The following is a 9798-nucleotide window of genomic DNA, read 5'->3' as shown; positions in this document are numbered from 1 at the left end:
TTGAAGGTACATGAAGGCGATGTCCTCCAGCTCCTTCTTGATCCAGTAGATCCCGAGCCGGCCGGCCAGGGGCGCGTAGATGTCCATGGTCTCCTGGGCGATTTTGGTCTGTTTCTTCTCGGAGTGGTGGTACTTCAGGGTGCGCATGTTGTGCAGGCGGTCGGCCAGCTTGATCAGAATCACCCGGATATCGTCGGCCATGGCGAGGATCATCTTGCGGATGTTCTCGGCCTGGCGCGCCTGGGAGCTGGCCAGCGGCAGAGCGCTGATTTTGGTGACCCCCGAGACGATATGGTGCACCTCGGGCCCGAACATCGACTCGATCTCTTCCAGGGTCGCGTGGGTGTCCTCGACCACGTCGTGCAAGAGGCCGGCGGCGATGCTGACGGGGTCGAGCTTCATCTCGGCCAGGATGCCGGCGACCTCCAGGGGGTGGGAGAGGTAGGGCTCGCCGGACAGGCGCATCTGGCCTTCGTGCACCCTGGCTGAGAAGATGTAGGCCCGGTCAATGATGTCCAGATCCGTATCCGGACTGTAATCGGCTACCCTGTCAAGTACATCATTGATCCGAATCATGGCGTGGTCTTCCCGGCCGCGGCCCCCGTTCCTGCGGCGGCGGCCGCGCATGGGGGCGACAGCCGGAGGATCGGGCGGGGTGGTCGTCAGTAGGCTTTGGCAAAAACCACCCGCTGGGGGCTGGGCTTGCCGCAGCAGATGCAGGCCCCGGGGCCGGTCGGGTCCTCCTCAAAGGGAATACACCGGATCGTGACCTTGAGGTCCTCCTTGACCCGGTTTTCGCAGGCCTCCGAGCCGCACCAGTGGGACAGGGCGAAGCCCCCGTGGATTTCAGGTTTTTCGGCATTGCGGGGCGTGAAAAAACGGTAAAATTCCAGCTCGCGGTCTATCAAAATGGTGTTTTCGTTTTTCAGCGACAGGGCCCGATGGAAGAGCGCGCTTTGGATTTCATCCAGGATGGCCCCGATTTCGGCCACAAACTGACCGCGCGGCATGGCCCGTTTTTCCCGCGCCGGCAGGTCGCGGCGGCCGAAGAAAACGGCGTCGGCGGCAATGTCGCGCGGCCCGATTTCAACCCGCAGCGGGATGCCGCGCTTGATCCAGTCCCAGCCCCGGGCGCCGCCGGTATCCCGATCGTCGATTTCCACCTGAACGCTGCGGCTGCCGTAGCGTACCGCCCGCAAGCGGGCGGCCAGCTCAGCCGTGTAGGCCATGACTGCGGCGCGCTCCTCGGGTGTGCGCCAGATGGGCAGCAGCGCCACATGCGCGGAGGCCACCCGGGGCGGCATGACCAGGCCGTCGTCATCGCTGTGGGTCATGATCAGCCCCCCGATCAGACGCGTGGAGGAGCCCCAGGAAGTGGTCCAGGCGTACTCTTCGCTTTCCTCGGCGGTGTGAAACTTGATCTCCGAGGCGCGGGCGAAATTCTGCCCCAGGAAATGCGAGGTCCCGGCCTGCAGGGCCTTGCGATCCTGCATCATGGCCTCGATGCAGAGGGTGTCCACCGCACCCGGAAAACGCTCCGCGGCGGTCTTGCGGCCGCTGACCACCGGCATCGCCAGATAGTCCTCGGCCATGCGGGCGTATACCTCCAGCATCATCCGGGTGCGTTCGACCGCCTCCTCGGCGCTGGCGTGGGCCGTGTGGCCCTCCTGCCAGAGAAATTCGCTGGTGCGTAAAAAAATGCGGGTGCGCATCTCCCAGCGCACCACGTTGCACCACTGGTTGAGCAGCATCGGCAGGTCCCGGTGGCTCTTGATCCAGCGGGAAAAGGAATCCCCGATGATCGTCTCCGAGGTCGGCCGCACGATCAGCGGTTCGGGCAGCTCCCCGGCCGGCACCAGACCGCCCGCGGGCCCCTGCTCGAGCTTGTGGTGGGTCACCACGGCGCATTCCTTGGCAAAGCCCTCCACGTGCTGGGCCTCCTTTTCAAGAAAGCTCAAGGGGATGAACAGGGGGAAATAGGCGTTGCGGACCCCGGTGGCCTTGAACATGTCGTCCATTTCGCGCACGATGTTCTCCCACAGAGCATAGCCCCAGGGCTTGATCACCATGCAGCCTCTCACCGGGGAGCGTTCGGCCAGATCCGAGGCCTTGATCACCTGCTGGTACCATTCGGGGTAGTCTTCGGCACGCGTGGGCGTTATGGCCGTCTTGACCTGTTTTGACATGCGCTTCCTTTCTTCACGGGTCACCGGGGTCGGGCCCGGCTTTGGGTTGGAGAGTTTCGTCGACCGCTTTCAAGAGCATTTCCACCAGCTGCTCCTGGGGAAAGGTTTTGACCACCCGGCCCTTCTTGAAGAGAATGCCCCGGCCGTCACCGCCGGCGATCCCGATATCGGCCTCGCGGGCCTCCCCCGGGCCATTGACGGCGCAGCCCATGATGGCGATCTTCAGCGGTACCGGGTGGGTCAGCAGGGCTTTTTCGACCTCCTCGGCAATTTCAAACAGGTTGATGGCGCAGCGGCCGCAGGTGGGGCAGGAGATGATTTCCGGCCCGTGCCGACGGATCCCCAGGGCCTTGAGAATTTCATAACCCACCCGGACCTCTTCCACCGGGTCGCGAGTCAGGGATACCCGCAGGGTATCCCCGATCCCCTCGGCCAGCAGCATTCCGATCCCGATGGCGGACTTGACGATCCCCGGGAAAAGCCCGCCGGCCTCGGTAACGCCGACGTGCAGCGGCAGGTCGGTCTCTTGCGCCAGCAGGCGGTAGGCCGAAACGGTGCGCGCCACATCCGAGGCTTTCAGCGAAACCTTGATCTCGTGGAAGTCGCAGGCGCGCAGCAGGGCGATGTGACGCAGGGCGCTGGCCACCATGGCCTCGGCGGTGGGGCCGCCGTGGGCCTGCAGCAGCTCCTTTTCCAACGACCCGGCGTTGACCCCGATGCGGATGGGCGCCCCGTGGTCCCGGGCGGCCGCCACCACGGCCCGGACCTTGCGCCCCCCGCCGATATTGCCGGGGTTGATGCGCAGCCCGTCGGCACCGGCCGCCAGGGCGGCGAGCGCCAGGCGGTAATCGAAGTGGATATCGGCGATCAAGGGGATCGCGATGGCACGGCGGATGGCGCGGATGGCTGTGGCCGCCTCAGCATCAGGCACCGCCACCCGCACGATCTCGCAGCCGGCGGCCTCCAGCCGCCGGATCTGGGCGACGGTTGCGGCCACGTCCTGGGTGCGGGTGTTGGTCATGGACTGCACCGCCACCGGGGCCGTGCCGCCGACGGCGAGGCTACCGACCCGGATCTGGCGCGTCGGGCGGCGTTCTGCAACAATGGTCATGGCCTTGGCTGCCCCTCATGCAGCGACCGCCGCGGCGGTCTGTGGCACGGTTCATCGGGCACGGCGCCCGACTGGTTTTTTCTAACAGAGACCTTGAGATTGATCAAGTGGCAGGCGCCTAACGCTTTGCAATTGTGCCCGGACCCAAATTGTCCTATAAAACGGCCATCCCCCCAGCGAAAGGAAACCACCGATGACAGCCGCGCCCCCTTCCAAATTCGGCCCCAAACACCCCCCCAACGCAGCGCCGGACCCACTGATTCAGGAAGCGGTTGGGCGGCATGCGCCCACCGGCGAGCTGCCCTGCGCCGTGGCATTCCAGATCGCCGCGGGCCTGGGGGTCGCCCCCGCAGCCGTCGGCCAAACCCTGGACCTGATGGGGGTCCGGCTGGTGAAATGCCAGCTGGGGCTTTTCGGCTACAGCCCGCAGAAGCGCATCGTAACGCCCCGGCCGCCGGAGACGCCCGAGCTGGCGGCGGCCATCCAGGCCGCGCTTGAAAAGGGACGGCTGCCCTGCCGTGCCACGTGGGCGCTGGCCGAGCGCTTCAACCTCCGCAAAATGGCCGTCAGCGGGGCCTGTGAAGCCTTGGGAATCAAAATCAAACCCTGCCAGCTGGGAGCTTTTTAGCAGGAAAACGGGGCGGCCCATCCGCCCCCGCGAGGAGCAGCCCATGAAACGCATTCTGTCTACCCTGGTCCTGCTGGGCGCTGCCATGGCCTTGGCGGCCTGCGGCCGAACCTACCAGGCCAAACCAGTTTCCTTCAGGCCGCCCGCGGCCTATCCCAACGCCGTGACGGTGATGGAGACCACGCTGGGCGCCAAAGCCTTCAACGACCCCCAGGAAGCCCGTGAGGCGTTCGGCTTCGATATCCGCGGCAGCGGGCTCCTGCCGGTCCAGGTTGTGTTCCACAACGAGGGCCGCCAGGGGCTGGAAATCAATGCCGCCCAGAGTTACCTCGAGGACGACGAAGGCAACCTCTGGCCGCTGTTGGCGCGCCAGGTCGCCTACGAACGCGTCAGCGGGTTCTCCAAGACCAAGGAGGTTTTCTCCGAAGGGGCCAAGGCCGGATTTTTCGGGGCCGCGGCCGGCGCCCTGATCGGCTCGGCGGTGGGCATCGTCACCGGTCAGAACGTGCTGGAAAGTGCCGGCAAGGGTGCCGCCGTGGGCGCGGCCGCCGGAGGCACCCTGGGCGGCATCAAAGGCTACAGCTCCGATGACGCGCGCCGCCGGATCAGCCAGGACCTCCGCGAAAAAAGCCTTGAAAACAGACAGATCGGCCCCAACAGCCTGGCCCACGGGTTTCTCTTTTTCCCCGGCGAAGCACCCTCGGCCCGCAAACTCTGGCTGGAACTGGTGCAGGTGGAAACCGGCGCCACGCGGGTGATCACGCTGCCGCTGGACGCCGCCGCCCAACCCTGATGGCGGCGTACAAAGTCCAATTTCTGCGTTGCGCTGCATCTCGAAGTCGCTGCGGCGTACGTTAAGTACGCCTCACGCCGCTGAGATTTGCGCGCCGTAACTTGGACTTTCTACACCACCATCCAAAATTTTGGACTTTTTACCGCTTTCTCAGCCCTGAAGCTGCCGGCTTGGGGCCGGGCTCACTCCTCGACCTCGTCCCCGGGGGTCAAGAGATCGATCAGGGTTACCGGCAGCGTGAGGATGTTTTTGAGAATACCCAGCAGCCCGGCGCCCACCGCCGAAGGGGAAAGCGGCACGATGGTGGGGTCGCGCAGGTCGCCTGTCGCCCGGACGGGAAAGGAGACCAGGGTCCCCCCCAGAACATGGCTGACCATGGGCACCCACCCCAGAAGGCGGTCGACGGTCTTTAGCGGCGCCACCAGAAAGGTGAGATCCATCTGCTGGGCGATCAGATCCACGCTTCCCCCACAGACGATTTTCATGCTGGGGGCATCCAGGACCGCCTCTTCGATCACCAGCCGACCCTCCTCGAACCGGGCGGCAAGATCGATTGCGCTGTAGGCAAACCCCTGACCGACCAGATCGGGAAGCTCGCCGCGGTAGATCTCGGTGATGTTCAGCAGGGAAAAAATCTTGGTGAGCAGGTTGAAGCGGTAGATTCTTCCGGCGCGGGCCTGCAGGCGAAGCGGCCCCCGCAATTGCCTGCGCAGATCGACGGCCGGGCCGGCGCCGAAGATGCTGGCCTGCAAATCGAAGCGGCCGTCCATCAGATCCTGGCGGCCCCAAAGGCAATCCAGGGCCTCGCGCAGGGCACCGTCTTGCGCCGCCGTCTTCAAATCCAGGCGCACGTCGCGGGGGGTCAGGGTGACATATCCGCCGGTTTGAATCCCGCAAAGGGCCGCGTCCTGGAGCGCCACCTCCATCCGCTGGTCGTCAAAGCTCACCTCGGCGCCCACCGGCCGCCACGTGCGGCCGCCCAGGGTCAGGATCCCCACCCGGACCCCCAGCCGCCCCGCCAGCTTCGGCCATGGTCTGGCCTCCCCCCCGGCCGGGGGGCTGCTCGCGGCCGGCGGCAGCAGCTGGTCCCCATCGATCCGGTCGGCCGTGGCCTCCATGTCTGCCACCAGCCGCCCTTCACGCCGGCTGAGGTTTCCCTGGAGCTGAAACCGCTGCCCCTTCCAGGCCAGGTCCGCGGCGCCGACCCGCAACCGCTGGCCTTGGCCTTCCAGGGCAATGGCGTGGATGATCAGCGGACCCGTCAAGGGGCCCGGCAAGACGATATTCTCGCCCGCCAGGCGGCCGCTGATGCTGGCTTCCACGGGCGCGGCGAGGGGAATCCGGGCGCTGAACGAGCCGCGCAGCCACCCGCTGGGCAGCTGGTCGCTGATGATCAGTCTCTCCAGCGTGGCCCGCTCCAGGTACCCGTCAAAGGCGATCCCAGCAACCCCCTGGGAAAGATCCAGGCTCAGGGTGGCCAGCTTCTCCCCATCCCGGATGCTGACCTGCTGAAAGCGCTGCTTTTCTTCATCCTGGCGGATTTCCAGGTCCACGCCGGGGCCGCCGGCCACGCTCAGATTGCCGCTGAAGCCAACTGCACCGGTGGCGCGCCACTTCAATTGGCCGTCGGCGATCTTCAGCGGGGTGCGCACGCCCAGCCCCGCCGGCGTCCCCAGCCGCTCCAGCAGCCGGGCGGCCGAAACGGCCTGCAGCACGCCGCCCACGGTCAGGTCGAGCTCCCGAACAGGCCCGGGAAACCCCACCAGGCTGCCGGCGGCCGTCAGCCGGGCGTCCTCCCAGGACAGGGCGGCATCGTCAAACTGCAGCCCGCCGTTTTGGGCCTGGAAGCGCGCCGCGGCGACCCCCAGCGGCGCCCCCAGCAGCCCCGCCCCGGCCGCAACCGCCGCCAGGTGGCCGGTGGCCTGGAAACGCCAGCGCGCCGGCGCGAACAGCGGCCCGGAAAGGGTTGCGGCCGCCAGTTCGACTCCCCCGGAGAGCGGTGCCAACCGCGCCAGGGGCTCTTGCAGGGCGGGAAAGCCCAGCAGCCAAGGGAAGAGTTCAGAGAGGGCGACGCTGGCCGCCAGGGAGGTGATCTCCAGGGCGTAGGGCGGCCGCCGGCCCAGCCGTGCCGAGAGCCCCTTAAAGGTCGTCCCGCCCATTTGACCGCCCAGCCCGGCCACCCGGATCTCACTTGAATCCAGGAAAAAGCTGCCCCCGGCCAGGCTCACCCGGGCCGGCAGCCGCTGGTAATCGGCTTCGAGATCGAATTCCTCCACCGCCACGACGACCGCCATGCCCGTCGACTTTTTTTCGAGCTTCAGACGCCCCAGCCCCCGCCCGCTGACCGCATCGAGCTTGGCCAGCTCGGCCAGGTAGGCCGGGGGACCGCCGATGCGCTTAAGGACCGGCGGCAGCTGGGAAAGATCGGCCGCCACCTGCAGGTCCAGCCCAAAGGGGGCCTCGGCCGCTCCGGTCAACCCCAGGTGCAGCGCACCGTCGCGCCCCGCGGAGTTCCCCAACTGGGCCTGCAGCCCGCTGCCGGTCAGCCGCCCCTGGGCAATTACCACCTCACCGGCCACGTCGTTCAGATCCAGCCCCGGCTTGGGCACAAAAACGCGCCCGTCGGCAAGCCGGGTCCGAGCGCGGAAATTCTCCCACCCGAAAAGCTCCCGCCAGGTATTCCCCGAGGCGTCCCACTGCGCTTCGGGCAGGCGGCCCCCGCGCACGATGGCAAGCACCCGGCGCACCACCGGGTGATCGCCCAGCAGATCCTTAAGCGCCTGCCGCACGGCGCTAAGGTCCACCTCCCGCCCGCTCAGCGCCAGCACCAGCCGGGGCGCCTGGGGCGCAAGCTCCAGGCGGCCGGAAAGAACCGCCGCCGGCGCCGTCACCCGCAGGGGTTCGAGTTCGATCTCGCACCCCGCAGCGTTCAGGGCAATCGAGAGGGCCAAATTCTCGCCCGCCAGAGCGAACTGCCCGCTGGTGCCCGTTACGGTGGCCCCCAGCCGGGGGCTCTGCAGCCGGGCCTGCAGGCCGGAGCCGGCGGCGGCCGTAAAGGCGGCGGTCAAATCGATCGGGGCGAGCTGCAGGTGGGCGGCGGTCGCGGGCGCGAAGGTCTCCAGCAGTGCGGCGGGCGCAAAGCCGGTGACCTCGGCCTGGCCGCGCAGGACCTTCTCGCCGCTGGGGGTTTGGCCGGCGGCGACGAGGCGCTGCCAGAGGCTGGAGCGGCACTGCAATTCGAAACGGGGGCGGCCCTGGGAGCCGCTCACCTGCAAGTCAAGATCGGCCAGCTGCAGCAGCCGCTGGGAGCCCCGGCTCACTTCCAATCGCCCCCCCACGATGGTCAGATCGAAGGGCGGCGCGGCGCCCGACATCTGCCCCCGGGGGATGGCCGCCGGCATCTGCAGGGCGACCTCCGGGGCCAGGAGGGAGATCGCGGCCGGCTTCAGCTTGCCCATCAAAAGCGGCGCCAGCCGCGGGTAAAAGGTCGCCTGGGGCAGGTCGCCGCGTCCGACCCCCGGGACGGAGATCCGGCAGCCGCTAAACTGGACGCGCAAGCGCGGCAAAAAGGTCACCGCCAGCCGGTCGAAGGCGACTTCACCGCCGACACGCGCCGAGAGCTGGGCGGCCACCCGGCTTTTCATCCACTGCTGATCCCACAAGCGCGGGCCCAGCCACAGGGCCAGGGCCAGCAACACAGCGCCCACGACAGCCAGGGCAAGCCCAAAGCGCTTCACCCGGCTACTGCGCATGCACCCTGCGGTGCTGGGCAAACCAGGCCTTGATCACGGCATGCACCAGAGTGGCCAGCGGAATGGCGAAAAAAAGTCCCCAAAATCCCCAGAACCCGCCAAAAACCAGGATCGCGCTGATGACGGCGACCGGGTGCAGGTTGACCACCCCGGCCAGCAGCAGCGGGACCAGCAGGTTGCCGTCCAGGATCTGGATGATGAGGTAGGCCAGCAGAGCGTAGGCAAAATCGGCGCCCCAGCCCCACTGGTAAAAGGCGATCACCGCCACCGGCAGGGTCATGAAGATGGCGCCGATATAGGGGATCAGAACGCTGAGACCGGTAAAAAGCGACAGCAGCATGGCAAACCGCAGCCCCATGAAGTAAAACGTCGCGTAGGTCACCCCCCAGACGATCACGATTTCCCAGATCTTGCCGCGCACGTAGTTGGTGATCTGCTGGTCCACCACCCCCCAGACCTCCACGGCCAGCCCCCGGTGGTCGGGCAGAAACTGGCTGACCCAGTCGAGCAGCTTGGCCTTGTCGATGAGAAAGAAAAAGACCATCACCGGCACCATGATGGTGTAGATCAGGATCGAAATCAGGCCGCGGACCGAGGCCACCGAGAGGGTCAGCAGGCGCTGGATCATGACGTAGAGCTCACCGCCGATGAAGTCCAGCACCTGACGGATCTGGGTTTGGGTGATGAACTCGGGGTAGCGTTCGGGCAGGCGCATCAGCAGGTCCCTGCCGTTGGCGACGATCGCGGGCAGTTCCTGGAGCAGCTGCCCGATCTGGCGCGAGAGCAGCGGCAGCAGCCCCACCACCAGAATGAACAAAATGGCCAGAAAAAGCAAAAAAACCAGCAGCACACTCACCAGCCGCGGCACTTTGATGCGCTGCAGGGCGATGGCCATGCCGTCCAGCAGGTAGGCGATCACCAGACCCACGAAAACCGGGGTCAGCATCTCCCCCAGAAACATGACGATCAGAAACCCCGCCAGCAGCAGCAGCCCCAGGATGAGGGACTGGGGGTCTGAAAAATAGCGGTTCAGCCAATCACGGATCAGTCGCAGCATCGGGTTGAAATTCCGGCCCTCCGACGGAGAGGTAAGGGATGCGGTTTAAACGGCCGGCCGGCGGCGGCGCCGGGGCGCAGGCGTGGACCGGGGCCGGGGCGGGTAATAAAATTGACGAACCGGTAAAAACTCAAAAACCAGAGGGTTTCGTAAAAAGTTCAAGTTACGGCGCGCAAATCTCAGCGGCGTGAGGCGTACTTCTGTACGCCGCAGCGACTTCGAGATGCAGCGCAACGCAGAAATTGGACTTTTGCGGAACCGTCTAAATTCG

The 9798-nt window shown here is 66.5% G+C and carries 7 protein-coding genes; 2 read left to right on the top strand and 5 right to left on the bottom strand.

What is annotated here, in order from left to right; translation table 11 throughout:
- The 3 genes from LJE63_12890 to ispG form a co-directional block, all read right to left on the bottom strand.
- On the bottom strand, positions 1-576 hold a 576-nt coding region (locus LJE63_12890), incomplete at its 3' end, for an HD domain-containing protein (protein MCG6907503.1).
- A gap of 86 nt (positions 577-662) precedes the next feature.
- The gene (proS, locus tag LJE63_12885) at positions 663-2186 is read right to left on the bottom strand and encodes a proline--tRNA ligase (protein ID MCG6907502.1); all 1524 of its coding nucleotides are present in this window, start codon (positions 2184-2186) and stop codon (positions 663-665) included.
- 13 nt (positions 2187-2199) lie between these two features.
- A complete protein-coding gene (gene ispG, locus LJE63_12880; protein MCG6907501.1) occupies positions 2200-3297 on the bottom strand; it encodes a flavodoxin-dependent (E)-4-hydroxy-3-methylbut-2-enyl-diphosphate synthase in 1098 nt (365 codons plus the stop codon).
- A 193-nt stretch (positions 3298-3490) separates the two neighbouring features.
- Between ispG and LJE63_12875 the strand changes: the two genes are divergently transcribed.
- Both LJE63_12875 and LJE63_12870 read left to right on the top strand, forming a co-directional pair.
- The gene (locus LJE63_12875; GenBank protein MCG6907500.1) at positions 3491-3925 is read left to right on the top strand and encodes a hypothetical protein; all 435 of its coding nucleotides are present in this window, start codon (positions 3491-3493) and stop codon (positions 3923-3925) included.
- 43 nt (positions 3926-3968) lie between these two features.
- Positions 3969-4718 carry a hypothetical protein gene (locus tag LJE63_12870; protein MCG6907499.1) on the top strand — a complete coding sequence of 250 codons (750 nt, stop codon included), beginning with the start codon at positions 3969-3971 and terminating at the stop codon, positions 4716-4718.
- Between the two features lie 182 nt (positions 4719-4900).
- Here the strand turns inward: LJE63_12870 and LJE63_12865 are convergent, their stop codons facing one another.
- A complete protein-coding gene (locus tag LJE63_12865) occupies positions 4901-8470 on the bottom strand; it encodes an AsmA-like C-terminal region-containing protein (GenBank protein ID MCG6907498.1) in 3570 nt (1189 codons plus the stop codon).
- The gene (locus tag LJE63_12860; protein MCG6907497.1) at positions 8460-9527 is read right to left on the bottom strand and encodes an AI-2E family transporter; all 1068 of its coding nucleotides are present in this window, start codon (positions 9525-9527) and stop codon (positions 8460-8462) included. Before LJE63_12860 ends, LJE63_12865 begins: the two co-directional genes overlap by 11 nt.
- Between the last annotated feature and the right edge of the window lie 271 nt (positions 9528-9798).

The organism is Desulfobacteraceae bacterium (assembly GCA_022340425.1).
Classification (GTDB): domain Bacteria; phylum Desulfobacterota; class Desulfobacteria; order Desulfobacterales; family JAABRJ01; genus JAABRJ01.
Note: the sequence above shows the minus strand (reverse complement) of the source record. Positions and strands in the feature narration are given on the sequence as shown.

What these genes read in the sequence shown, in the direction of transcription:
- proS (MCG6907502.1), bottom strand. Translation starts at nt 2,186, where the DNA reads ATGTCAAAACAGGTCAAGACGGCCATAACGCCCACGCGTGCCGAAGAC.
- ispG (MCG6907501.1), bottom strand. Translation starts at nt 3,297, where the DNA reads ATGACCATTGTTGCAGAACGCCGCCCGACGCGCCAGATCCGGGTCGGT.
- LJE63_12875 (MCG6907500.1), top strand. Translation starts at nt 3,491, where the DNA reads ATGACAGCCGCGCCCCCTTCCAAATTCGGCCCCAAACACCCCCCCAAC.
- LJE63_12870 (MCG6907499.1), top strand. Translation starts at nt 3,969, where the DNA reads ATGAAACGCATTCTGTCTACCCTGGTCCTGCTGGGCGCTGCCATGGCC.
- LJE63_12865 (MCG6907498.1), bottom strand. Translation starts at nt 8,470, where the DNA reads ATGCGCAGTAGCCGGGTGAAGCGCTTTGGGCTTGCCCTGGCTGTCGTG.
- LJE63_12860 (MCG6907497.1), bottom strand. Translation starts at nt 9,527, where the DNA reads ATGCTGCGACTGATCCGTGATTGGCTGAACCGCTATTTTTCAGACCCC.